Consider the following 24,932-nt stretch of genomic DNA (forward strand, 5'->3'; position numbering starts at 1 on the left):
GCAGGTAATTGATGAAGAAACTACTCTCCGGAAACGAGGCCTTTGCCTTAGGGGCTTATCATGCTGGTGTCATGGTGGCAGCAGCCTATCCCGGGACGCCAAGCACTGAGATACTCGAATCAATAGCTCGCTTCGATGATATTTATGCCGAGTGGTCAACAAATGAGAAGGTGGCTATGGAGGTGGGTCTGGGAGCGGCCTATGCTGGTGTTCGAGCCCTGGTGTCTATGAAGCAGGTGGGGCTGAATGTGGCCAGCGACCCCTTTATGGCTGCCTCGATAACCGGCATTAATGGTGGGCTGGTGGTGATTGTGGCCGATGACCCGGGAGCATTTAGTACCCAGAACGAGCAGGACACACGCCATTATGCCAAACTGTCTAAGGTGCCCATGCTCGAGCCCAGCGACAGCCAGGAAGCCTATGACCTGATGGCGGTTGCCTTTGAGATCAGCGAGAAGTTTGATACGCCGGTGCTGGTGCGCTCCAGCACCCGCATTTCTCATTCTAAGTCGGTGGTAGTGACGAATCGGAGTCTGGTCACATCGGCGAAACAAGCAAGCTTCAAGCATGATGTAGAGAAGTACGTCATGCTGCCGGTCCATGTTCGACTCAGGCGTCCGTTGATAGAGGAACGCCTAGTCAGGCTAACGGCCTATGCCGAGACCTTTCCTCGCAATCATATATTTTGGGGCGAGCTTAAACTGGGTGTGGTGAGCAGTGGTGTTGCCTACCAGTACGCCAGAGAAGTTTTTCCAAACGCTTGCTTCCTTAAGCTCGGCATGACTTATCCTCTGCCGCAGAATTTGCTGCGCCAATTTGCCGAAGGTGTAGAAAGACTAATCGTTGTCGAAGAGCTCGACCCGTTTCTTGAGGAAAATATACTGGCCATGGGTATAAAAGTTGCCGGAAAGGAATTTATACCCAGAATAGGCGAGCTGAATACGGGCATTGTTGAGGAAGCGGGTCACCGTGCTGGATTGGTAGCAGAACCTTCGCGGAGGAAGATAGCTCTGCCTCAGGGGTTACCGGGACGCCCTCCCGTTCTGTGCGCTGGTTGTCCACATGCTGGCATATTCTTTGTTCTCAACACTGTAGGACAGCGGTCTAAGCTGCTGGATGCTAGAGGCAAGGCAGAAGAGGAAGGCAAATTGATTATCACCGGCGATATCGGTTGCTATACTCTGGCCACCTATCCCCCGCTCCGTGCTATGGATACTACCGCCTGCATGGGGGCTGGCATCGGTCAGGCTTTGGGAATGGAGAAGGCCGGCGTTGGCAGCAAGGTGGTAGCTGTTATCGGCGATTCCACGTTTCTACATTCCGGCATTACCGGCCTGGTGGACGCAGTGTACAACAAAGCGGGGGTGACGATTATAATCCTGGATAATGGTACTACTGCTATGACCGGCCATCAAGACCACCCAGGAACCGGCATTTCAGCGAAGGGTAAAAAGACTGAGGCGGTTGAACTGGAGAGACTGGTTAGGGGGGTTGGAGTTGACGACGTCAAAGTGGTAAATGCCTTTGATATGAAAGCTCTGAGGTCGGCGGTGAGAAGTTCTCTGGATAATACTGAGCTTTCTGTCATAATAGTCCGCGGGGCTTGCTCGGTACGGCTGCGGAAACGCTCCGGCCACAGAGCTGTTGATATGGATAAATGCGACGGTTGTGAGGTCTGCCTGAGAATCGGATGCCCGGCTATACAGAAGCTCGACGAACAGGTTTGCATAGATGCCACTCTGTGTGCTGGAGATGCCTGTACTATCTGTGAGCAGCTTTGCCCCAAGAAGGCGATAGGCCCGTTGACTGCTGTCGGAGAGTCGAAGTGAAAAAGCGAGATTTGCTTATGGTGGGCATGGGTGGGCAGGGTATAGTTTTGGCGAGCGACATATTGGGCGAGGTAGCTCTGGCTGCTGGATATGATGTCAAGAAAACAGATACGCTTGGCATGGCGCAACGAGGAGGCAGTGTGGTAAGTCATGTGCGGATAGCTGATAAGGTGTGGTCTCCTTTAATAAAAGAGGGCGAGGTTGACCTTCTGGTCGCTTTTGAGAAATTAGAGGCGGCTAGATGGAGCTACTACCTGCGTGAGGGCAGTGTGGCGATTGTCAATAATCAGTCAACGCCTCCACTGTCTGTAAGTTTGGGAACTCATCGCTATCCTGGCGATAAAGATATAGAGGACACTTTGAAGCGATGGGCAGGCCGCGTTTGTTTTGTTAACGGAACACATAAGGCTGAAAAGTTGGGGGATCTCAGGACGCTCAATATGCTTATGCTGGGCTGTGTGTCGTCCTTTCTGCCCATTGATGTTGATATTTGGAAAGATTGTATTTCTCAACGGCTATCACCGAATATCCTGAAAATGAACATGGCTGCCTTTGACCAAGGTAGGGAGGAGATGTCAAGTGCCAATCTCAGATAATGTCAGCAAACGTATGATGGAGGGGTCGTGGATACGGAGGATGTTTGAAGAAGGGGCGAATCTCAAAAAGCGCTACGGCGAGGAGAATGTTTTCGACCTTTCTATAGGCAATCCGGTCATGGAGCCGCCGCCTGAGTTGAACCAGGAATTGAAGAAGCTGATGAAAAAACCCATGCCCGGGATGCATAGATACATGGAGAACGCCGGTTATGCGGACACAAGGGCTGCCGTGGCGGTTCAGCTCTCACATGAAACCGGTATCAAATTCTGCGGAAATGACATTGTCATGACCTGCGGTGCTGCCGGAGGCATGAACGTGGTGCTGAAGACAATACTGAATCCCGGAGACGAGGTGATTGTGTTCGCTCCTTACTTTATGGAGTTTGGCAACTACATAGACAACCACGGTGGGGTTATCAGGGTTTTGCCTACAAATGAACACTTTATACCGAAGCTCGATGCTCTGGAAGCTGCCATTACGGCTAAAACAAAGGGTGTAATTATTAATTCTCCCAATAACCCAACCGGCGTTGTCTATAGCCAGGACTTTGTGCGCCAGCTTGGCGAACTGCTCCGTAGGAAAGAGGCGCAATACGGGACGCAGGTTTTTCTTATAAGCGACGAGGCATACCGGAAAATTATATATGACGGATTACCATACCCTCCCGTTTTCCATCATTATCGTCACAGTATAGTTGTAACCTCTCATTCTAAAGACCTGGCGCTCCCCGGTGAGCGTATCGGCTATATCGCCATACATCCGGATTGTAGCCAGCGTGAGGAGCTGGTGAATGGCTTCGTTTTCTGTAACCGGGTATTGGGATTTGTCAACGCACCTGCCTTGATGCAGCACTTGGTAAAGAACCTGCAGCATATCACTGTCTCGGTAGCCGATTATCAGAAGAAGAGGGATTTTTTATACGGCAATCTTGTTGACATGGGCTATTCGGTGGTAAAGCCACAGGGGGCTTTCTATATGTTTCCTAAGTCCCCGCTGAAGGACGACGTTGACTTTGTCAACGAATTGCGACAGTGGAATGTGTTGGTTGTGCCCGGTCGGGGCTTTGGCACGCCGGGATATTTTCGCATCTCGTACTGCGTTGGCGACAAAACCTTGAAAGGTTCGCTGGCCGGCTTCAAAAAAGCGGCTAAAAAATTTAAACTGTGTTAGGAAATCATGACAAAGAAAGATAAAGAAAACAGTCAGGCGAGTGCTGTTGATAAAGGCATTGCCTGTGACAGCCTGGCGGAATTAAAGGCGAAAGCAGGCCGAGAGCCCATTGCCTCCTTCCTGGATATGAGATTGTTGGAGTTATCTCAGGGCTATGCCAAAGTGTCGGCTAAGTTGAAGCCTGAATACCTTAACTTCAATAATCTGGTCTTCGGCGGCATCGTCATGGCGGTAGCCGACCAGGCTTTTGCCTACGGTACCAACTCGGTAATTACCCCTAACGTGGCCTCGCAGTTCAACATACATTTTGTCGCCAGCGCCGATGTAAAAGATGAGCTTATCGCCGAATGTCGTGTAGTCAGAGCCGGCAGGCGGGTCTGCATCTCGGAGATGACAGTGACCAACCAGGACGGCAAGCTCATAGCCAAAGCCACGGGTACAACTATCCCCCTGGTCTAGTGCTGCGCCTCTTACTGGCTGTCATTGCAAGCGAAGCGTGGCAATCGCAAGGAGCAAAATAAAAGGTAAAAAGTTAAAAATCAAAATGACAGATAAAAATGCAAAATTGTTATGGACACGCTTCTTTCATTGGAATTTGGATATTTGAATTTGTTTAGGATTTAGAAATTCGGATTTGGGATTTCTGGTTTCACCATCAGGGGGAAACACAGCAAGTTGACAAGCTTTTACGGTTGTTGCTATTATTTTAGGGATGAAGGTCGAAATGCATAACTTGGCTCGCAGCCATAGCTGGTATTTCTTCGGCTTTTGGTTTGGCACGCCTCGGCGCGGGTCTGGGATGGCATTGACCTAATAAAAAAGTAGTAGAACATCCGAAGCAAGAAAAGCCTCCCGCCCGCGGGAGGCTTTTTCTTTTTGGGAATTAGCATTAAATTCAAGGGGGTAAACAGCCATGATAGTTGAAATGAGGACAGGCGCTGCTCAGCAAGAGGTAGACGACGTAGTGCAGCGGGCTAAGAAGCTGGGGCTGGGTGTCCAGTTGAATCTGGGCACCAACAAGACGGTTGTAGCTCTGCTGGGGCCCAATACCGGCCAGTTGCCTATAGACACTTTTGCCGTTCTCCCCGGTGTGGAACGTGTTACCAGGATTATGAAACCCTACAAGCTCGCCGCTCGGGATTTCAAGTCGGAGGACACCGTAGTTTCTGTTAATGGGGTTAAAATCGGCGGTAAGCGCATCGTGGTCATGGCTGGCCCCTGTGCCGTCGAAGGCGAGAAGCAGCTCATGGCAGCCGCTATGGTGGTAAAGGAGGCTGGAGCCTGTATTCTGCGAGGTGGTGCCTATAAACCACGTACCTCACCTTTTGCATTTCAAGGCCTGGAGGAGCTCGGTCTGGACTTGTTGCGACAAACCAAGGCGCAGTTCGGCATGCCCGTGGTCACCGAGGTGGTGGCACCTCATGACGTCGCCAGGGTATCGCAGTATGCCGACATACTCCAGGTCGGGGCCAGGAATATGCAGAACTATGCTCTGCTCACCGAGATTGGCAAGAGCAAATGTCCTGTTCTCCTGAAACGAGGCTTATCGGCTACTGTCACCGAGTGGCTCACCGCCGCCGACTATCTATTAGCTGGTGGAAATGACCAGGTTATACTGTGCGAGAGGGGCATCAGGACATTCGAGGACAGCACCCGTTTCTCTCTGGATATCGGCTCGATCCCGGTAATCAAGAAATCCAGCCACCTGCCCTTAATTGTTGACCCCAGCCATGCTGCCGGTCACTACTCTTTAGTGCCGGCACTGGCCAAAGCAGCCATAGCCGCTGGGGCTGACGGTCTGCTCATCGAAGCCCATCCCAATCCCAAGGAGGCCCTGGTGGACGGTCTTCAATCTCTTACACCGTCAGACTTCGCCCGGTTGATGAAGGAGCTTAAGTCCATTGCCGAAGCAGTGGGAAGGTATATTTAGAGAAAAGCATAGTGATATGCGGAATTTTACTAGACTTAAATTGAATTAAATGGCAGAACCTGCAAACAAATTGATGAAATCTAGCCAACCAAGATGAGATAAAAAAGAGGTTCTGTTCGGTTCAGAACCTCTGTGATTTTCCTGAGTGGGACTCGAACCCACGACAACCCCCTTCGGCAAAGGGGTGCTCTAGCCACTGAGCTACCAGGGGACAAATTATTATATGTATTGTAGCAAAAATGCCCAAAAATTTCAAGTTTGAGACTACAAACTGTATGAGAAGACCTTCAAGATTCTGTTGAGTCCTGTTGATACAGTAATCTACAATAACTTGGCAGTTTTACCTTTTTCATGTTTGTGTTTAGGTGGTGCTTGGATGGGGGCTATCCAAGGTGGAATATCTGGCCTCTTATCGTTTAATAATTCCTCTATCATTAAAATTTGCATCCTTGGGTAATCTTTACCTAAAGGTGAATGATAGAATCCTTTTCCAATTGCTTCAACTTCCATAGGTCTGGTGGGTTTTTCTAATGTGAGAAATATGCCCATCTCTGCTTTTTCTCTGTCAATGACATGCCCCAAATCTCTAATATCTTTTACAGAGGTGCTGCCACCTTTGACCGATATTATTGCTTTTTTTACCTTATCTTTTTCGTCCATAAAATACAAATAGCCATCTATACCTGTATCAGCACCTTTTTTCTTATCCCCATAAGGTTGGCCACCTGCAAGTGATACTACCCACCATTGAAATTCAAATTTATTATTCTTTGCTAGTTCTTTTGCCCCCCCTAAGTCTTTAGGTTCACCAATGACTTTATATTTAATCCCAGGAAAGATTTTATCTAAACGCCATTTCATTATACCTATTGCTAAATGTGTTATATCAATACCAATCCATGTTCGGTTTAGTTTTTGTGCTGCTACCAATGCTGTGCCACAACCACAGAAGGGGTCAAGAATAATATTTCCTTCTTTTGAGCTTGCTCGGATAATTCTTTCCAATAGAGTTTCAGGTTTTTGTGTGGGGTAACCGAGTCGCTCTGCATCAGCAGCCTGCAAATTCGGTATATCTGTCCATAGAGATTGGATTGATACACCTTTTCCCTCGTCTAAATAATATTTACGATGTGGTACAGCTTTTGGACTCGGTTGTATCACCACTCCTTTATCTATTAATTCCTGCATTTTCTTTTGTGAATAACGCCAGTAGCGAGTTACACCCATAACTTCGTAACTAGGATTTCCTTTAGATGCACCACCGGGGCCAATCATACTTACTAAGCGATAACGACGCCCAGTTTCAGGTTCGGTATATCGATATGCTTTTGTCTTGTATTCTTCAGAATAGTCTACAAAAGGTTGATTGAAAATATAATTGTCTGTCTTTGTATAGAATAGTAATGAATCAATTGTTTGCCCCCATAATTTACTACCTTGCCCCACATTGCCTTTTACTGTTGTAGTGCGTTTCCACACAATTTCGTTACGGAAGTTTTTAGGATTAAATACGACATCCATCAGTAGTTTTAGATAATGGCTCGCTGTAGGGTCACAATGTAAATATATGGAACCTGAGTTTTTTAGTACCCGTCTTAACTCTATGAGCCTAATGCACATCATTACAAGATAAGCCATCATGTCATTCTGGTGAATAAAATTCCTGAAGGCTGTTATCAATTCTGCCGTATTTACAGGAGCATGCATTATTATTTCTTGAAATATTCGCTCTGATTCATTGCCCCAATGCCAAGTATCATCAAAAGCTGCTATTTGGGCCTGTGAAGGAGCTCCTGATGGTTCTTTAAACAAAACATTATAAGTTGCCTTGCTATTAAAAGGCGGGTCGAGATATATTAAATCTATTGAATTATCCGGAATATATTTGCGTAGGATTTCCAAATTATCGCCGTAGTAAAGAACATTGGTTTCCATTGACGTTACCCCCCCGCTTCTTGTTCTATTATATGCTTCGCGACCTCCAAGCTCAATACCTAAAGCGAGCAGAAATTCTTAGAGTTAGCCCCAATCAATAAACTGACCACGGGGGCACTTTGGCAACGGCCAAACACAAATATACAATGGCGTCTGATTCCATTTTCTATCGTGAGGTGTAACATGCTGCCAGAAGAGGTGACCAAATTCATCGGGAAAAGCACTGGCGTTGTGGTTTGCGAGGTGGAGAAGGGGGCTGTTAAGAAGTTCGCCGATGCCGTAGACGACCCGACTCCATTCTACTGGGACGAAAAATACGCCAGAAATTCGAAAAGTATATATGTTAAAATTTCGCCGATTATTCTTTTCCGGTATCTCTGCTCCAGTAGCTCTGAGTTTGCTTCAGCACGGTAACTGTGGGGTCCAGAAATAGTTCCCTGACTACTATCCTGACCTCCTCATGTGAGGCGATGTAGGCAGCGGCAGGTGGACTGACCTGGTAATAAAACTTGACAAGAGCCGTGCCAGGCTCGCTTTGCAGCAGGACCTTATCCCGGAATGCCCGCAGGGTGTCCAGCTCTTCAGCAGTGTGGCTGCCGTAAGCTGCCGTAGCGATAAAGCATTGCGGAATCTTTATCGTTATTTCGGGGAAACCACCCGAGTCATCTGTGTCATCTCCGATAATCTTAATTTTCTTTGAATAGGAGTCTTCCCCACCCCTGCCATCGTCCACCTCCAGGCGCATTACATGTCCGCCAGCCTGTGGTTTTTTCCATTTCCAGCTTGCTGAGTCTGTATATTCGTCCATAAGCTGTCCGTCGAGGTGCCAGGTGAATCCAAGCTTGTCTCCATCGGCATCAGTTGACTGGCTGACTATCTTGATGCTATCGCCGGCTTCAGGTTGAGGGGGTTCAATCACAAAATATGCCTTGGGCGGACTATTAACTCCCGGTATTGGCCCCGGACCTGGTTGGGGTTGTGCCTGAGTTACGTTGACCTGCGTCTGTACGGCGCCTGTTCCGCCCTTACCATCGCTTATCGATAGACGGATGGTGTGCATTCCAGCGGTTGGATTTGGCCAGATACAGGAGGGCACGTTATTGAATTCATTGGCCTGGATCCCATCTCGGAACCAGGCGTATGTCAAGGGGTCACCATCGGGGTCAGTCGATGTACTGGTGGCTATGATGGTATCGCTGGTTGTCGGTGCTTGCGGTGTTATGGAGAAGGAAGCAATGGGAATCCGGTTAGTTTCTGGCGTAGGTCCCGGTGGAATGGGTTGTGGCGCCTGAGATACAGTGATTTGCGCCTGGAAGGAAGATGTACCGCCCTTACCATCGCTTATCAACAGACGGATGGTGTGTACTCCGGCTGTTGGGTTCTGCCAGATGAAGTAAGGCATATTATTGTATTGGCTGGCAGTTGTTCCATCAAGCGACCATGAATATGACAGAGGGTCACCGTCGGGGTCGGATGATTGGCTTATGGTTGTAACTATATCACTTGTTGTCGGTGATTGCGGAGTGGTAAGAAAAGAGGCAATAGGTGGATGGTTTTCAGGTTGGGGTTGTACATCCTGTTCGATTAAGGTGCCATCCCAGTCACCGTTCCAGTCGTCACAAGAGCCGTATCTCCAGTTACCGATGAATTCCATCCGGTTTTTGGAAATTTGGAATTCGAAATTACCGGCGTCATCCGGTTCGGAGTAGGACGGAGACTTAGACCAGGTACCGGTTAAAAAATTGCCGGAAGTGGTACCCTCTATTTCGCCGTCGTTATACTCGTATGTGCCGCTTACCTGTTCACCGTCTTGGGAAAGCTGCATCTCGCCCCAGTCCGTGTTCCAGGTTCCGCCCCAGTCCACCAGTATTGTGACATCAGATTGTGGCGAGGTCACCCTTACGGCTGGCGCAGGCAGGGTGTACCAGGTAGGGCTAGATGAAAGGCTATGGCTGTAACGCCCAGTAAACGAGTTACAGTCTGCTGAAATGGTAAGCTGCATACGCCCCGTTCTAGTTTGTTCTGTCCAGGTTCCCTCAAACGCGTTTCCAGACACAGTCCCATCGATAGTTCCTGTATAGTTCCAGCCGCCCGGGATATATGTGCCGGTTACATGATTGCCTGTTTGCACGAGCTTTAATTCATTCGACCAGTCGAAGTCCCAGGTACCGCTCCAGTCACAGGTGGAGGTGACAGTAATTGGTTGTGGTGTGCTCGTTTTGGTGCCTGTCCAACCGCCCCAGGTGCCTGAAGTACCGTATCTCCAGTGACCGGTAAAGGACTGTCCGTCAGCAGACAGGGTAAACTCCATATCTCCGGCGTCTTTGGGTGGAGCGTAAGAAGGATATTCGGACCACCAGCCGCTCAACATGTTACCTGTTACGGTACCGGATATTTTGCCGCTGTCATGTGCGTAGCTGCCTGTCACCTGATTACCGCTCTGAGACAGTGTCATCTGGCCCGCGCTTGTCTGCCATGTTCCGCTCCAGCCGCCGGTTGGGGTTATGGGTGTGGGTGTGGGTGTCGGCGTAGGTGTTGGGGGTGCTGGTTGCTCAGCTCTTGTTCCCCTGATGTCGCCATCCCAATCGCAGGGGCCAGATGTCCACTCGCCGGTGAATGATTTACAATCAGGTGAAAGTTTGAATATGAAGTCTCCGGTATAAAGCGGAGGCTGGTACGATAGTCCTTCGCTCCAGGTGCCGGTAGCCGTATTACCGTCGACGGTTCCTGCAATTTTGCCGTCCCCGTTGTCATAAGTACCTGTCAGGGTATTGCCAACCTGGCGAAGGTTTATCTCTCCATATTCAGTATCCCATTTTCCGGTGAACTGGCAACCGACTCCTGGAGTAGGTGTTGGTGTGGGAGTAGGACTAGGCGTGGGAGTAGGAGTAGGCGTGGGAGTAGGAGTAGGCGTAGGCGCAGGTGTTGGTGTAGGTGTAGGTGTAGGTGGAATATATGGTGGTTGTACGGGACTTGTTTCAGTCCTTTTCCCGGTTACCACGAAGCGTGCATCCCAAGTATAGTGATATTGGCCCTTGAAAATACCGTTGAAGCTTATTCCTGAAGGGTCCAGCGTAAGCTGAACCTCTCCGGATATATGTGGAGCCGCAATATAGGTACTGGTGTTAGGATCCCAAATTGGCGGTAAGTCAGGAGCAGACCAGGTGCCGGTTAACGAGTTGCCCGATACGGTGCCGTTCAGTTGCCAATTGTAGTAGCTGGAGGTACCGGTTACCGTGCTACCCGATTGTGCAAGTGTCATGTCGAATTGGTAGGTCTTGAAGGAACCATATTCCATGATGGTCCAGCTGGTTTGCCAGACTCCATTCCATGCCATCTCAGGACGTCCACCATTGGCAAAAGCAGGAGTGGGTGGTGTGCTGAAGCTGGCCATTGAGAATAGCAGGGCTAATAGTCCCAGAGCGTACATTATCCTTTTCAACATGCGGCCTCCTTGTAATTGCGATTTTGTGCGTGAGCAGTGTGATGATTTAAAGATAACAAAACGTGCTATTGTAGCATTCCAACTATTTCGAAGTAAAGCTAAAGCGTCTGCAATTAGACTGTTGGTCGTTTCGTACTCCCCCGTATATATACAAACTATTGACAGGCTTTGCTCCTTGTGCTATTATGATTTCTCGTGAGTTTCGAAATGCATACTCAGGTTCGCAGCTTTAACTTCTTTTTCTTCTTTTTCTTTAGCATGCCTGCTGGCGAGCCTGGGAGGACATTGGCCTAAACGGAGAAGAAACAGGAAGAGCAGTACACCGAAAGAAAAAAGCCTCCCCAGGCGGGAGGCTTTTTTGTTAGGGGTAAAGTTGGCAGTAGATTAAGGCAAAAAGTATATGGTGGCTAGAGAGACAATACCGCAACTTATCAAGAGCAACTACGAGAACTGGGGGCAGAGAACTGCCATGTCCAGGAAGTACCGTGGCGTCTGGCGGCAGTATAACTGGAAAGAATGCTACGAAAAAGTGAAATATTTTTCCCTGGGGCTGATAAGCCTCGGCTTTAAGCCTGGAGATGTGCTCTGCATAATCGGCGATAATGAGCCTGAATGGTTCTGGGGAGAATTCGCGGCTCAAGCCGCCGGCGGTATCGCCACCGGAATTTTCGTTGATGCTATTCCTTCTGAGGTTAAATATGTTGCCGCTCACTCAGGCGCTAAGTTCGCCCTGGTTAATGACCAGGAGCAGACCGATAAATTCCTGGAGATTAAAGATGAGCTGCCTTCACTGAAGAAAGTTATTTACTGGGACCCGAAAGGCTTGAAAAACTACGATGACCCCATCTTAATCAGCTTCGCCGAAGTAGTAGAAATGGGCGGAAAATATGAGAAAAAGCATCCGAAATTATTTGAGCAGAATTTGAAGAAGGGGAAGGGTGGCGACAATGCCTTTATTTACTACACATCAGGTACTACCGGCTTGCCCAAAGGGGCAGTGCTTACCCATAAAGCGCTGATAAATACCGCACAAGGGTTTGTCAGTCGTTTTCCGCTAACGGAGAACGATGATTTAGTCTCCAACTTTCCGCCGGCATGGGTGGGCGATAGTTTCTTTGCCACTATTCCCCATCTGCTTACCGGAGCCAAGCTTAATTTCCCCGAAGAGCCGGAGACCATCGCTGAAGATACTCGGGAGGTCGGCCCTGAATTTGTCATATATGGCCCGCGTCAGTGGGAGAGCCTGGTCAGTGAGATTCAAGTGAAAATGACCGATGCTAATCCTATAAAGCGCTTCTTCTACAGACTGTTCATGCCGGTAGGCTATAAGATTGCTGACATTAGCTTCGAGGACAAAACACCGGGTTTGTTGTGGCGGGCGCTTCATGGGGTAGCGCATGCATTTCTGTTCCGACCGCTTAAGGATAAGCTGGGATTAAGCAAGGTCAGGTTGGCTGTTACCGGCAGCTCTGTGTTGAGCCTGGATACCTTTCGCCTCATCCATGCCATAGGCATTGAGCTCAGGCAGAACTATGCCAGCACCGAAGCCGGCTTTATCTCGTCTCATGGTAAGAGAGAGATTGACTTCCAGAGTGTAGGCAGGCCGGCAGCGGGCGTGGAAGTCAGGTTAACTAATGAAGGGGAATTGCTGGTCAGAAGTGATTGCCTCTTCAAAGAATACTATAAAGACCCGGAGAAGACGACGGCTGTAGTGGTAAACGGGTGGTGTCGGACCGGGGATGCAGTCAATATAAATGACGCGGGACACTTAATATTTATGGACCGGCTGGAGCACATGGGAGAGCTGGCTTCCGGCACCAGGTATGCGCCTCAGTATATCGAGGGCAGGCTTAGGTTCAGCCCCTACATTAAGGATGCCATGGTTGTGGGTGGCAAGGATAGAGAGTTCGTCTGTGCCATGGTGAACATGGATTTTGCTATGGTAGGCAAGTGGGCTGAGCGCAATAGCATTCCCTATACCACTTTCGTTGACCTGTCTCAGAAAAAAGAGGTTGCTGATTTGGTGCAGAAAGACCTGGTTCGTGTGAACAGCTATTTACCGGAGGCATCCAGGGTTAAGAAATTCGTCCTGTTGCATAAGGAGTTCGACCCCGATGAAGCTGAGCTTACTCGGACCAGAAAACTGAGAAGGGACTTTATGGAGCAACGGTACAAGGATTTAATCGACGCCATGTACAGCGATAAAAAGAGCGTGATTGTAGAGGCGCCGATAACATACAGGGACGGTAGAAAAGGTGTGGTGAGCACAGATATCTATGTTAGAAAGGTGAACTGAATGGCAGAATTGCTTCAATATACGATTACTGGCATAGCCGTGGGCATGGTTTATGCTCTTATTGCTCTGGGTTTTGCCTTAATCTGGAAGTCCAGCAGTGTGGCAAATCTGGCTTTAGGACAGCTTGTGTTGATTTCCTCCTGGTTCACCTACGGTATGCTAGTGCAGGCGAAGTTACCCTACTGGATTGGCTTCCCCCTGACCATACTTTTTGCCATATTTCTCGGCTGGATGATTGAAAGATTCACTTTGCGCCCCCTGATTGCTCAACCTATCCTGGCGCTAATCACAGTGACCTTGGGAGTAGGCTACTTTCTCGAGGGTGTGGTCACTTTTATCTGGCCTATGAGCGTGGCCGCTTTGCCTCGCCTTTTCCCACAGGAGCCGGTTCATATTGGTCCAGCGGTAGTTTCTCAGGAGTATATTTGGGCGGCGGGAATATCGCTGCTTCTCTTCGGCATATTATCCTTGTTCTTCAAGTATCACAAGATGGGTATTGCCATGCGGGCGACAGCCGATGACCAGATGGCGGTTCAAGCCTGTGCTATTCCGGTGACCAGTGTCTTTTCTATGTCATGGATTTTCGCCTGTGTAGTAGCCGCCATCGGCGGCGTTCTGGTATCCAGCATCGGCGGCATTACCTTTGGTCTGGTTGAAACCGGGTTGAAATCGTTCTCGGTGGTGATACTTGGCGGCCTGGATTCCTTCATCGGCTGCATGGTGGCTGGACCGATAATAGGGCTGTGCGAGAACCTCGGCGGTGGCTATCTCACTCCGCTGATTGGTCCTGGAATTAAAGACATCATCCCGTTCATTATCATAATAATCGTTATGATTGTTAAGCCTTACGGCCTATTTGGAGAGACACGTATAGAGAGGATATAAGGGCATGGATTTACCCTGTGGTACCCGTAATTACGACTATGCCAGAGATATGGCTGTCTTGCGAACCAAGACCCATTGGGCACTTTTTATTGGCCTGCTGGTTATTGTTTTCGCGGCTCCACTGTATTTAGGTAACTACTGGCTGGGTGTATGCAACTTAATTGGCATTACCATAATCACTATCACCGGTTTGAACATACTTACTGGCTACTGTGGGCAGCTATCCATTGGTCATGCTGGCTTCATGGCTGTAGGCGCCTATACTACCGCGATTTTGACTAATAAGCTTGGTTTTCCATTCTTAGCCGGGCTTATCTGTTCTGGCTTCAGTGCCGGGCTGATAGGACTTATCTTTGGCCTTCCCTCAGTGCGCGTTAAAGGTTTCTATCTGGCAATTACCACTATTGCGGCTCAATTTATCATCATCTGGGTTATCAATCACTGGTCACTAACCGGTGGCTTTGTTGGCATAAGCGTTCCGCCTGCCTCAATTGGTGGTTTCGTGTTCAAAACTGAGGCCAGCCAGTTCTACCTGATAATGGTAATCACAGCAATCTGTATATTGTTCGCCAAAAACCTGGCCAGGAGCAGAGTTGGCAGAGCCTTTATTGCTGTCAGGGATAATGACCTGGCTGCCGAAGTTATGGGGATTAATCTGCTCTACTATAAGCTTCTGGCTTTCTTTATCGGTTGTTTTCTTGCTGGAATCGCCGGTGCCCTGCTTGCCCATTGGACCGGATTCCTGAATGCCGAGAACTTTACCCTCACCGATTCCATACTGTATATAGGCATGGTGATTATCGGCGGGCTGGGCACAACCATCGGTCCTATACTGGGCGCGGCTCTAATTCGGCTTTTACAACAGGGCATAATGTATATTTCTCCGGTCCTGGAAAGCGCTTTTCCTGCAATACCGGCTGGCTTTACCAGTGGCATAGCGCCGATGGTATTCGGTCTGGTGATTATCCTGTTTCTGATACTTGAGCCGCGGGGGCTGGCACGCCGCTGGACATTGTTCAGGGCTGCCTATCGCCTGTGGCCATTCTCATATTAAACGAGGGAGGTATAGAGATGTAGTGTTTGAAAATAAGCTTACAGCAGTCAAAAAATTTTGAAGGAGGAAACAGGTGACAAGAAAATCATTTATAGTAACTGGAATTTTATGCCTGGCACTGATAGTGGCGGTATTGCCCTTTGCCGGTGCCTGCGCTCCCAAAGCCCAGCCGGGGCAGGTATTGAAAGTGGGCATGATGAACCCTACCACCGGCCCGGCGGCTGAGAAGGGGAGCGTGATGACTCATGCCAACCTTGATGCCATCAAATACATTAATGACGAGCTCGGCGGCGCTGGAGGATACGCTATTGAAGTGTTGTCTTTAGACAGTAACTACGATGCCGCCAAAGCGGTTACCATCGTTAAGAGATTTATGGACGAAGGCTGCTTGCTGTTCACCACCGCGTCATCCAAGGAGATGTCGGCGGCCATGACATCGGCTAATACGGCTGGATTTCCTGGCATCTCTTGCTTTAACGCACCTTCATTGTACCGTCCCCCGCAGCACATCTACGGCCAAACGCCTGACTATGGCGATGATGCTTTAGCCTTCGCCAACTTCTATATGAAGAACATCTGGAAGGGGACGGGCAAGCCAAAGTTCGCCCTGCATCTGCTCAATAATACTACCGGTTACGGAGCCCGCGATGCCTTTAAGGCTAAGGCTGACGAACTGGGTATTGAGATTGTTTCTACCGATGAGCATGCTGCTACAACCACCTCCGAGATCGAGTCATTGACCCGCATTAAGGGAAAAAACCCCGATGTGTTATATATCTCTAGCACGCCGGCACCCACTGCCGTCATTATTAAAAATGCCAAAGACCTTGGTATGTATCCAGGTATAACCATCGGCTGCTGCCACGCTGGCTTGACTAAAGCTCTCATTGACTTAGCCGGTGCCGATGTTGTTGAAGGCGTTTATGGCGCATTTCCTACGGTGCTGTGGGGAGAGGATGTGCCTGGCATGGCTAAGATGGCGGAATATTGTCAGAAGTTGCACCCCAACGACTACGGAAACGGCGACTATATTACCTCGTGGGCACAAAGCCTGATTGTGGCCAAGATTCTTGAGCTGGCGGTAAAAAATGCCGGCTATGATGCACTGGCAAAGGGAGATGTGTCAGCATGGCAGGCTGTCGAGACGAAGGGTATACAGAAGCTGAAGAATTATGATGTTGGCGGCCTTCATGGACCAGTCAGTTATACTGTGGGGGACAATAGACTTGATAAGTCCAATCGGATTTACAAGATAGTAGGCGGTAAAATAGCCGAACCAAGCGCATGGGTTGAAGCGCCTATGGTTAAATATGAAGAGTATGATTGGTTTGGTAAGTGACGATTGCTGAGTTAAGTAGGGTCTCCCTCTTGCAGGGGGAGACCCTACCAAGAATAGATCCAATATGCTTAAACTGAACAACATCGAAGTTGCCTATCTGAACGTGATAAGGGTATTGCATGGCATCTCCATGGCTGTGGAGAACTGCTCTGTTGTTGCTTTGCTCGGAGCCAATGGTGCCGGCAAGACCACCACGCTCAAGGCGATATCCGGCCTGCTCCAGGTCGAGGAGGGTGAGGTGGTTGACGGCAGCATTGAGTGGGACGGCCAGAGAATTGACAAAAAGAGCGCTGTTGATATAGGCAAGCTGGGCATTGTCCAGGCACTGGAAGGACGGCGTGTCTTCGGTCATCTGACTACGGAGGAGAACCTGATGGTGGGCGCTCATAACCGCAACGACCGCCATGACATCAGAGAAGACTTGAGCATGGTTTATGATTACTTCCCCCGGCTCAAGAATCTGCGACATAACATCGCCGGCTATCTTTCCGGCGGTGAGCAGCAGATGCTGGTTATAGGCAGAGCAATGATGTCGGCTCCGAAGCTTATGATGCTCGATGAGCCGTCATTGGGACTGGCACCGATGCTGGTTGAAGAGATTTACGACATCATACAGCGATTCAATACCGAGAAGAAAACATCTATTCTGCTCGTGGAGCAGAATGTCAGAATTGCCCTCAATATCGCCCATTACGGCTACGTGATGGAAAATGGACGGGTTGTCCTCGATGGCACTGCCGATTTCCTGAAGAATAACGAGGATGTGAAGGAGTTTTACATGGGATTATCGGCAGTTGGCGCCAAGAAGAGTTATCGCTCGGTCAAGCATTACAAAAGGCGCAAGCGATGGCTTTAAAAGTTAAAATGTAAAATACAAAAGTCAAATTTGCAAGCTAAAATGTAAAGCGGCAGTTTTATTTGTATTGGTGCTTTTTGGTTTTTAACTTTTGACTTGTTCCGTTCCCAGATACGCTGATATGACCTGCGGGTTGGTTTTGATTTCATCTGGCGTGCCCTCGGCAATCTTGCGCCCGAAATCAAGAACCACGATCCTGTCAGCAATATCCATCACCACCCCCATGTCATGCTCCACCAGGACTATACAGCTAACCCCGTCTCTTAATGCTGGCGTTTCGGGATATGTTTCTCCCTGTCCCTCGAATATATCTATGATGAACCGGGCGATGTCTTCCTTTTCTTCCAAGTTCATGCCTGCCATCGTTTCGTCGAGTAGCAGTATTTTTGGCTCCAGCGCCAGTGCCCTGCCCAGTTCAACTCGCTTCCGCATTCCGTAAGGCAGAGCGCCGACCACCTTTTTTCTAATTGGTTCTATTTCCAGGAAGTCGATGATATCCTCCACTGCTTTACGGTGTTCAATTTCCTCCTTGTGGGCCGGGCCGAAATATAGAGCGCTGCTGAGCGTGCTTTGCTTCATCAGGACATGCCTGGCAGCCATTAGATTGTCTAAGGTGCTCAGGCCGGAATAAAGCTCGATATTCTGGAAAGTTCTGGCTATGCCCATTTTGGCTATCTTGTCCGGGCGAAGCCGGGTTATTTTTCGTCCTTCGTAGTATATTTCCCCTTCTTGTGGCTTATAGAAGCCGTTTATGCAGTTGAGTATGCACGTCTTGCCGGCGCCGTTAGGCCCGATGATAGCCAAAATCTCCTTGTCTCGTACATCCAGGCTTACATCTACAAGGGCTCTAACTCCGCCGAAGGAGAGGCAGAGGTTTTCAATACGCATCTTTACGTTATTCTGGCTCGTCATCTAATCTGGTCATAGTAGCATTACACCGCTCATAATTCAAACCGCCCGCATAGGAAAACCTAAACAAATACAAACATCTAAACTCGAGTTTTGTCGTTCAGTTTTTGGATTTCAGTTTGTTTTGCTTTTCCTGCAAATTTTGCCTACAATATGCCATCGATTGTGAATTGACATGAGCAAGTTTACAGACAAGCTACAACGTATCTATCGGGGCTTAACACCTACTATGGGCTTCCGCAAGACCGATGCAGCGGAAATTCCTCCACTGTTAATCGTTGCCAATCTGGCGAAGGTGAGCGCCACGGAAGCTAAAGCTCTCGCCAACGCTGGTATCGATGCCGGGATTGTGAGCATTAAGGGTCTTACTGCCAAGAGCTTTGGACAGCTGGCCAATGCCGTGAATTATATTCCCCTGGGGTTAGCCCTGGAAAGCACTGAAACGGCGGCGATTGCTAAGTCTATTGACATGGGCTGCGATTTTGTAGTTTTTGGTTTGAAGACACCGCTTGAAGCGGTGAACAAGGAGGGGGTGAGCAAAGTTCTTAAGATAGAACCCTCACTGGAACCAGGTCTGGTCAGGGCGATAAATGGGCTACCGCTGTCGATTGATGCCGTACTTGTAACTGGTGACGAACCTGTGATTACCGTTGAGCGTTTGCTAATTTACCAACGTTTTGCTGAGTTGCTGGACAAACCGTTGCTGGTAACTTTGAGTTCAATGGTAACTGTAGACGAGCTTAGTGGTTTATTCCAAGCCGGGGTCAATGGGTTGGTACTACCTGAAGGATTCTCTGCAGAGGCGCTTGCGGACCTCAAAAGGTCAGCAGGTCGCCTATCTAAGACTGTTAAGCGGAAAACCAGGACTGCTGCAATATTGCCTCGGCTTGGTGGTGAGTTAGAGGCTGGGGTGGAAGAAGAAGAGGAAGAGGAGATTTAGGCGTCTCGCTAATGGAGGCAAGTCTCGGCCTATTTCTACTTTCAGCCGCTGGTATATCCCTTTCCGGTGTTATGATGCCCGGCCCTCTTACTGCAGCCACCATTGCTAAAGGCTACCGGGAGCAAAACGCCGGCATCTTTATCGCTCTGGGGCATGCAGTTATCGAACTGCCCCTAATGGCACTTATCTATTTCGGTTTTGCCCAGTTCTTTGCCTCTCCGGAGATTAAAAAGGTCATCGGTCTGGCTGGCGGCCTGATGCTGATTGTTATGGGTGTGATGGTGCTGCGGAGTATGCGAAAAAACCTGGGAGAAGCTGCTGATTTACCATATAGCTCCCTAGTTACCGGGATTATGTTGACTGGGGCTAACCCGTATTTCTTTTTGTGGTGGGCGACTATTGGGATAGCCCTGATAGTCACTGCTGCTCAGTTTGGCATCTGGGGCTTGCTGATTTTCGCTGTGGTGCACTGGTCGTGTGATTTAGTTTGGGAACAGTGCGTTTCAATGAGTGTGTTCAGGACAAGGCATCTTTGGACGCAGAAAGTGCAGCGTATTGTCTTTGGTATCTGCTCTGCTGTTCTGGTCGGCTTTGGCGTCTGGTTCTGTGTTTCCGTTTTTGTTTAGAAGTTTCTAGCTGGAGCACATTCCCTGTATTGCCTGGAAATACTTGCCTTCGGTCTTTATGGCCGGGGCGATAACCATCTTGACCTTGTGCATGTCCTTAATGGTAAGGGCACCGCAGGTGCCCATAGCCGTGCGCAAAGCACCGACGAAGTTTTCAGTGCCGTCGGTAACCGAGGTGGGACCGAAGAGGAGGCGTTCCAGCGGAGCCCGTATGCCCGCCTTAATTCTGGTGCCTCTGGGTAATGAGGGGTGAGGATGAGACATACCCCAGTGGTAGCCCTTACCTGGAGCTTCTGTGGACTGTGCCATGATTGAGCCGAGCATCACTGCATCAGCTCCTGAGGCGAAGGCCTTGCACAGGTCGCTGCCGGTCCGTATGCCGCCGTCGGTGATCAATGCCACATATTTATCGGTTTCCTTGAAGTAAGCTTCGCGGGCAGCGGCGCAATTCATTGTGGCTGTTACTTGTGGAACGCCGACGCCGAGGACCTCTCTGGTAGTACAAGCAGCTCCGGGACCAACGCCAACCAGGATGCCATCGATGCCAGTTCTCATTAATTCCAGGGCAGCGCTATAGGTAACGCAATTACCAACTATGATGGGCAGGCCTAGGGTCTGGCATAGTTCAGAGAAGATGAGGCCGCGGTAGCTTTTAGAGATGTGGCGGGCGGTGGTGACTGTAGACTGAACTACAACTATATCGGCACCGGCTTCTTTGGCAACCATTGACAGTCGTTTGGTGGTGGCTGGAATTAGGGAGACGGCGCAGGTAGCCCCGGCCCGCTTTATTGTCTGAATGCGCTCGCCGATAAGCTCCTCTTTGATAGGCTCTGAGTAGACCTTCTGGAGCAGCGAGGTTACCTCAGTATCAGGAGCTTGAACAATTTGAGCCAGAATCTCTTCGGGCTTTTTATATCTTGCCTGGACACCGTCAAGATTGAGAACCGCCAGTCCGCCAAGCTTATGCATGAGAATGGCAAAGTTCGGGTCAACCGCAGCGTCCATAGCTGCCGCCAGAATAGGGATGGAGAAGGTGAAGTTCCCGATTTTGAAATCTGTATTTGCCTGGTCAGGATTGATGGTTATGTCCCCGGGGACAATGGCAACCTCTTCAAAGCCGTAAGCGCGTTCCATATCTTTAAATTTCGGTGCTGCCATGTTCCTGTCTCCGGGTTATTGTTGCAGACTATAGCAAAGAAGAAGAGCCGAAGTCAAGAGAAAGCTCTGTTGTGCCAAACTTTGAAAAATTGGATAAAAAAGTCGGCACCGAGACTCGGATGAGGCTTCAAGTTTAAGATGTAGGGGCTTGCGGCTCGCGTGATAGGGATGGGATTACCAGGCACTCTGAGTTTGATTGGGTGCTAAAGGGCTAGACCCATTCCCAAAGGTGGGCTATAATTAAGGTCAAATTGTGACGGCGCTCTATATTGTTGCTACACCGATTGGCAATTTAGAAGATGTCTCTCTGCGGGCTTTACGTTTGTTGAAACAGGTAAATTTGATTGCTGCTGAAGATACGCGTACCGCACGCAAGCTGCTTAACGCATATGATATAAAGACGCCGCTGACCAGCTATCACGAGCATAATAAGCGTGCTAAGCTTGGTTATCTCTTGGACTGCCTTAAGGAAAAGGATGTGGCTTTGGTCTCCGAAGCGGGAATGCCGGGATTGAGCGATCCTGGCTATGAGCTTATTGCCACAGCTATTGAGCACGGGATTCCTGTGGTGCCTGTTCCTGGTGCCTCGGCGGTAATTACGGCTCTGGTGGTTTCCGGGCTGCCGGCTAATCAGTTTCTATACCTCGGCTTTTTGCCCCGTCGCAAGGGAGCCAGGCGGCGCCTTTTCAAGTCCTTGGCCGATGAACCGTGGACTTTGGTTGCTTTTGAAGCGCCGCATCGTCTTTTGGAGACATTGAGCGATGCTCTGGGGGTCTTTGGGAATAGGAAAGTGGCTGTCTGCCGTGAGCTTACTAAGGTTTATGAGGAAGTGTTCAGGGGTATATTGAGCCAGGCGATAGAGCATTTTGGCCAGCCCAGGGGTGAGTTTACAGTGGTCATCGAGGGTAAAGCAAGACAGGAACCTGAGATCAGCCAGCAAGTTGAAAAGGAACTCCGTAAGCTTTATGAGCAGGGAGCTGGTGCTAAGGAGGCAGTAGCCCGGCTGTCTGAGGCCAGCGGTGTATCGAAAAAGAAACTTTATCAAGCGTGGTTAAAGGCGACTAAAGGAGATTGAAAATGAATCGTGGATGTGTTGCTGCAGGCGAAATCAAATGTGATAGTTGTCAGAGCCTTATCGAGCAGGGACAGCGGTATTTGGTCACGGAGGAGAAAGAAGGTGAGAAGTCGCGTTTATGCGTAGAATGTTGTTTAGCCAAAGGCTACGCCGCTCACGTAAAGGAAAAGGGCGAACAGGTGCTGACCTTTTTCCCAACAAAAGTGGATTCAGAGTAGAATCCAGGATTAGAATTTTAATCATGAGGCGTAATAATGACTGAGACTGTTTTTATTGGGGTTGCCTGGCCTTATGCCAATGGTTCGCTTCATCTGGGGCATATCGCTGGGGCTTACCTGCCGGCGGATATCTTCGCTCGGTATCATCGGCTCAAGGGTGATAAGGTTTTGATGGTTTCAGGTAGTGACCAGCACGGGACGCCAATTACTCTGCGCGCCGAGCAGGAAAAGAAGTCCCCTCGGGAGATAGTGAGCAAATATCATAAGGAGTTTCTCGATTGCTGGCAGAAGTTGGGCATTTCCTGGGATTTGTTCACTACTACTGGCACTCCGAATCACGCTGAGACCGCTCATGATATTTTCCTTAAACTTCTGAAAGAAGACTATATTTATAAGGATGCTGTGCCTCAGGCCTATTGTCCGCAATGCCAGCGTTTTCTACCTGACCGCTATGTTGAAGGTACCTGCCCTTACTGCCGATTCCCACAGGCACGAGGTGACCAGTGTGATGAGTGTGGCCGGACTATGAATCCCAGCGACCTTCTTGACCTTCGCTGCCGGCTTTGTTCTGCCATCCCACGCTTTGAGGTTTCTGAGCATTTCTTTCTTCGCCTCAGCGCCTTTGAGGACAGGCTGAAATCATGGATGAAGGAGCAGACTCACTGGCGGCAAAATGTGCTGAATTTTACCTTAGGCTTTCTGGAGGGGGGGCTCAAAGACCGGGCGATAACTCGAGATATAGATTGGGGTGTTACAGTGCCTCAACCCGGCTTTGAGGGCAAGCGCATCTATGTCTGGTTTGAAGCTGTCATAGGCTATTTTTCAGCTAGCAAGGAATGGGCAAAATCGCATGGTGATAATGCTGCCTGGCAGCCTTTCTGGAGCGGTGATGCCAAGAGTTACTACTTTATCGGCAAGGACAACATACCGTTCCATACGCTTATCTGGCCGGCAATGCTCATGGGCTATGGAGGGCTTAACCTTCCCTATGATGTCCCAGCAAACGAGTTTCTGACCATCGAGGGGAAAAGGCTGTCTACCAGTCGTAACTGGGCAGTATGGCTTCCTGATTATTTGCAGCTTTATGACCCTGACGCTCTGCGGTATCTCTTATCTATAAACATGCCGGAAACCGGGGACACTGATTTCTCTTGGCGCGAATTTCTGCGTCGCAACAACGATGAGCTGGTAGCCACTTACGGTAATTTAGCTCATCGCGTTCTCACTTTTGCCTACCGTAATTTCGATGGGGCAGTGCCGACACCAGGAGAGTTTGATGGTCAAGATAAAGGGCTTCTGGCTAAGTCCCAGGCGGCGTTGCAGGATGTTGATAACCTCCTTCACGGGTGCCACTTCAAGGAGGGGATTAAGGCGGCTATGGCATTAGCTCAAGAGGCTAACCGCTATCTCGATGACAAAGCTCCGTGGAAAGCCATCAAGCAGGACAGTCAGGCTTCAGCTACAGCTGTTTATGTAGCCTTGTCGGCGCTTGCAGCTTTGAAGACCATTCTCTATCCATTTCTGCCTTTTAGTTCTGGGAGACTTCATAAATTTCTCGGCTTCGATGGCAGCATTGAGACAACTGGCTGGAAGGCTCAATCGCCGGTGCCGGGGCGTAAGCTGCCGGTGCCGGAGCCACTGTTCCATAAGCTGGATGACAGCGTTGTTGCTGAGGGAACCAGTCGCCTGGGGTCTGGTGGATCAAGTGAATCTCAGTGATATTTACAAACCCGTACAAGAGGACCTGGAGAAGGTCGAGCGAAGCTTAGAAGAGATAGCTGATTCTGAATTTCCCTTGCTGGCACAGTTGCTGGCGTATACTTTGAAGAATGGCGGGAAACGCATTCGGCCAGCCCTTACTTTGCTTGCCGGTAAGTTTTATGTCTATGACGCCGCTCTGATTGTTCTGATGGCGATGGCGATAGAACTTCTCCATACTGCTACTCTAGTTCATGATGATATTGTGGATAATTCACCGGTTCGGCGTGGTAAGCCGACGGTTAGCCGTGCCTGGGGTGAGAACAGGGCCTTGCTCCTCGGTGATTACCTTTTTGCTAAAGCCGGCAGTCTAGCGGCGAGCACGAGGAATTTGAGAGTTGTAAAGCTGTTCTCCCAGACACTGATGACTATTTCCGGTGGTGAATTAAAGCAGACCGGTGTCTCCTTCGACTTGGCAAGCGCTCGTGAATATTACTTTGCCTGGATTGGCGCCAAGACAGCCTGCCTTTTTTCAGCGGCAACTGAGTCTGGCGCTATTTTAAGTCAGGCGCCTGAAGATGCTATTGAGGCGATGAGGGACTATGGCCATAATCTTGGGATGGCATTTCAGGTTGTGGATGATGTTCTAGACTTTGTGGGTGAAGAAAATGAGCTGGGTAAGCCAGTAGGTTCTGATTTGCGTGAAGGGACAATGACCTTGCCGTCCATATTGTTTGCTGAGTCTCATCCTGAGGATAACCTAATAAAGAGCGTTGTTGAAAAGAGGGATACGGAAAGCGTGGCACTGGCCGTGGAGAGGATTCGTAATTCGCCGGTTATCGATGAGTGCCTGGCATTGGCTTCGGAATTTTGCTCACGAGCCAGACTAGCTTTGGAAAAGCTTCCTGATAATAGTGCCCGTCAGTCTCTACTGGGGTTGGCAGCCTACATTGTCGAACGCCAGAAATAGAT

The 24,932-nt window shown here is 49.4% G+C and carries 20 protein-coding genes, 1 tRNA gene and 1 pseudogene; 17 read left to right on the forward strand and 5 right to left on the reverse strand.

The annotated features are described in order from the left end of the window. Positions 1 to 11 precede the first annotated feature (11 nt). The 5 genes from iorA to aroF all read left to right on the forward strand — a co-directional run bounded on the left by iorA (position 12) and on the right by aroF (position 5,526). Positions 12 to 1,829 carry an indolepyruvate ferredoxin oxidoreductase subunit alpha gene (gene iorA / locus FJ023_04980; protein MBM4446692.1) on the forward strand — a complete coding sequence of 606 codons (1,818 nt, stop codon included), beginning with the start codon at positions 12 to 14 and terminating at the stop codon, positions 1,827 to 1,829. Further along, a complete protein-coding gene (locus FJ023_04985; protein MBM4446693.1) occupies positions 1,826 to 2,425 on the forward strand; it encodes an indolepyruvate oxidoreductase in 600 nt (199 codons plus the stop codon). The genes iorA and FJ023_04985 overlap by 4 nt, the downstream gene beginning before the upstream one ends. Continuing rightward, positions 2,409 to 3,596 carry a pyridoxal phosphate-dependent aminotransferase gene (locus tag FJ023_04990; GenBank protein MBM4446694.1) on the forward strand — a complete coding sequence of 396 codons (1,188 nt, stop codon included), beginning with the start codon at positions 2,409 to 2,411 and terminating at the stop codon, positions 3,594 to 3,596. Before FJ023_04985 ends, FJ023_04990 begins: the two co-directional genes overlap by 17 nt. A gap of 6 nt (positions 3,597 to 3,602) precedes the next feature. Next, positions 3,603 to 4,055: a PaaI family thioesterase gene (locus tag FJ023_04995; protein MBM4446695.1), complete on the forward strand. Its 453-nt coding sequence runs from the start codon at positions 3,603 to 3,605 to the stop codon at positions 4,053 to 4,055. Between the two features lie 454 nt (positions 4,056 to 4,509). Next, positions 4,510 to 5,526, forward strand: a complete 1,017-nt coding sequence (gene aroF / locus FJ023_05000) for a 3-deoxy-7-phosphoheptulonate synthase (GenBank protein ID MBM4446696.1) — start codon at positions 4,510 to 4,512, stop codon at positions 5,524 to 5,526. Between the two features lie 137 nt (positions 5,527 to 5,663). Here the strand turns inward: aroF and FJ023_05005 are convergent. Next, positions 5,664 to 5,737 (reverse strand) — tRNA-Gly (locus tag FJ023_05005). A gap of 110 nt (positions 5,738 to 5,847) precedes the next feature. Next, positions 5,848 to 7,461 (reverse strand): site-specific DNA-methyltransferase, encoded by a 1,614-nt coding sequence (locus tag FJ023_05010; protein ID MBM4446697.1) that lies wholly within the window; start codon positions 7,459 to 7,461, stop codon positions 5,848 to 5,850. A 183-nt stretch (positions 7,462 to 7,644) separates the two neighbouring features. Here FJ023_05010 and FJ023_05015 point away from each other — a divergent pair, with 183 nt between their 5' ends. Then, positions 7,645 to 7,875 carry a MaoC family dehydratase gene (locus FJ023_05015; GenBank protein ID MBM4446698.1) on the forward strand — a complete coding sequence of 77 codons (231 nt, stop codon included), beginning with the start codon at positions 7,645 to 7,647 and terminating at the stop codon, positions 7,873 to 7,875. A gap of 2,419 nt (positions 7,876 to 10,294) precedes the next feature. On the opposite strand, the pseudogene FJ023_05020 reads toward FJ023_05015, so the two are convergent. Next, positions 10,295 to 10,408, reverse strand: a pseudogene (locus FJ023_05020) (energy transducer TonB). A gap of 898 nt (positions 10,409 to 11,306) precedes the next feature. Here FJ023_05020 and FJ023_05025 point away from each other — a divergent pair. From FJ023_05025 to FJ023_05045, 5 genes are all read left to right on the forward strand, one after another. Continuing rightward, positions 11,307 to 13,202 (forward strand): long-chain fatty acid--CoA ligase, encoded by a 1,896-nt coding sequence (locus FJ023_05025; protein ID MBM4446699.1) that lies wholly within the window; start codon positions 11,307 to 11,309, stop codon positions 13,200 to 13,202. Next, positions 13,203 to 14,087 carry a branched-chain amino acid ABC transporter permease gene (locus FJ023_05030; protein MBM4446700.1) on the forward strand — a complete coding sequence of 295 codons (885 nt, stop codon included), beginning with the start codon at positions 13,203 to 13,205 and terminating at the stop codon, positions 14,085 to 14,087. 4 nt (positions 14,088 to 14,091) lie between these two features. Further along, positions 14,092 to 15,141 (forward strand): branched-chain amino acid ABC transporter permease, encoded by a 1,050-nt coding sequence (locus FJ023_05035; GenBank protein MBM4446701.1) that lies wholly within the window; start codon positions 14,092 to 14,094, stop codon positions 15,139 to 15,141. 193 nt (positions 15,142 to 15,334) lie between these two features. Then, positions 15,335 to 16,480: an amino acid ABC transporter substrate-binding protein gene (locus FJ023_05040; protein MBM4446702.1), complete on the forward strand. Its 1,146-nt coding sequence runs from the start codon at positions 15,335 to 15,337 to the stop codon at positions 16,478 to 16,480. 64 nt (positions 16,481 to 16,544) lie between these two features. Then, positions 16,545 to 17,336, forward strand: coding sequence for an ABC transporter ATP-binding protein (locus tag FJ023_05045; GenBank protein MBM4446703.1), 792 nt, complete (start codon positions 16,545 to 16,547; stop codon positions 17,334 to 17,336). Between the two features lie 84 nt (positions 17,337 to 17,420). Here the strand turns inward: FJ023_05045 and FJ023_05050 are convergent, their stop codons facing one another. Further along, the gene (locus FJ023_05050) at positions 17,421 to 18,248 is read right to left on the reverse strand and encodes an ABC transporter ATP-binding protein (protein ID MBM4446704.1); all 828 of its coding nucleotides are present in this window, start codon (positions 18,246 to 18,248) and stop codon (positions 17,421 to 17,423) included. A gap of 172 nt (positions 18,249 to 18,420) precedes the next feature. Here FJ023_05050 and FJ023_05055 point away from each other — a divergent pair, with 172 nt between their 5' ends. Continuing rightward, positions 18,421 to 19,185, forward strand: coding sequence for a hypothetical protein (locus tag FJ023_05055; GenBank protein MBM4446705.1), 765 nt, complete (start codon positions 18,421 to 18,423; stop codon positions 19,183 to 19,185). An 11-nt stretch (positions 19,186 to 19,196) separates the two neighbouring features. Next, positions 19,197 to 19,811: a lysine transporter LysE gene (locus tag FJ023_05060; protein ID MBM4446706.1), complete on the forward strand. Its 615-nt coding sequence runs from the start codon at positions 19,197 to 19,199 to the stop codon at positions 19,809 to 19,811. A gap of 6 nt (positions 19,812 to 19,817) precedes the next feature. On the opposite strand, the gene FJ023_05065 is transcribed toward FJ023_05060, so the two are convergent. Beyond that, positions 19,818 to 20,969, reverse strand: a complete 1,152-nt coding sequence (locus FJ023_05065; protein MBM4446707.1) for a GuaB3 family IMP dehydrogenase-related protein — start codon at positions 20,967 to 20,969, stop codon at positions 19,818 to 19,820. A 253-nt stretch (positions 20,970 to 21,222) separates the two neighbouring features. Here FJ023_05065 and rsmI point away from each other — a divergent pair, with 253 nt between their 5' ends. The 4 genes from rsmI to FJ023_05085 are packed head-to-tail and all read left to right on the forward strand — an operon-like array spanning position 21,223 to position 24,930. Beyond that, the gene (rsmI, locus tag FJ023_05070) at positions 21,223 to 22,044 is read left to right on the forward strand and encodes a 16S rRNA (cytidine(1402)-2'-O)-methyltransferase (GenBank protein ID MBM4446708.1); all 822 of its coding nucleotides are present in this window, start codon (positions 21,223 to 21,225) and stop codon (positions 22,042 to 22,044) included. A gap of 2 nt (positions 22,045 to 22,046) precedes the next feature. Continuing rightward, positions 22,047 to 22,262: a hypothetical protein gene (locus FJ023_05075; protein ID MBM4446709.1), complete on the forward strand. Its 216-nt coding sequence runs from the start codon at positions 22,047 to 22,049 to the stop codon at positions 22,260 to 22,262. 36 nt (positions 22,263 to 22,298) lie between these two features. After that, positions 22,299 to 23,981 (forward strand): methionine--tRNA ligase, encoded by a 1,683-nt coding sequence (locus tag FJ023_05080; GenBank protein MBM4446710.1) that lies wholly within the window; start codon positions 22,299 to 22,301, stop codon positions 23,979 to 23,981. Then, positions 23,917 to 24,930, forward strand: coding sequence for a polyprenyl synthetase family protein (locus tag FJ023_05085; protein MBM4446711.1), 1,014 nt, complete (start codon positions 23,917 to 23,919; stop codon positions 24,928 to 24,930). The genes FJ023_05080 and FJ023_05085 overlap by 65 nt, the downstream gene beginning before the upstream one ends. The last annotated feature ends 2 nt before the right edge of the window (positions 24,931 to 24,932 follow it).

The organism is Chloroflexota bacterium, from assembly GCA_016875875.1.
Lineage (GTDB): Bacteria > Chloroflexota > Dehalococcoidia > GIF9 > UBA5629 > 9FT-COMBO-48-23.